Here is a 456-nt window from a genome sequence, read left to right on the forward strand (position 1 = left end):
GCCCACGACAGTGAACAGGATGATCGAAATGATGAGAATGGGGGAAGCCACGACCTCTGGATCGACGAACCCGTCGTAATGCGCGAGGGCGGACCCGCCGATCGAACTCAGCACCGCGCTTATGACCATCGCGATGGTCTTCGAACGCAGAAGATTGATCCCGATGGCCTGAGCCGCGTCCTCGTTTCCCTTCAGGGCCCTCAGTTGGTAGCCGAGCTTGGATTGGAGGATGGCGTACGTCGTTAGGACGGCAACGGCGGCGAAACCGAGCGCGAAGATCAGGTTCTGCGTCGCGACTGACACCCGGATCCCGTCCACCGTCCAGGCCTGGAACTGGACGAGCAATCCGGACGCGCCACCGAGAAAGTCGGTTCCGATGACGATGATGCGGCCCAACTCGCCGATGGCAAGCGTCACCAGCGCGAAATAGAGGTGCCCCAGCCTGAACCGGAACGT

1 protein-coding gene is annotated in these 456 nt (G+C 61.4%); it reads right to left on the reverse strand.

Annotated features, from left to right (window positions below):
* A partial coding sequence (locus ACNFOC_RS55300; RefSeq protein ID WP_416966431.1) for an ABC transporter permease subunit occupies positions 1-456 on the reverse strand: 456 nt, incomplete at both ends.

The sequence above is a fragment of the Streptomyces colwelliae genome, assembly GCF_048158785.1.
GTDB lineage: Bacteria > Actinomycetota > Actinomycetes > Streptomycetales > Streptomycetaceae > Streptomyces.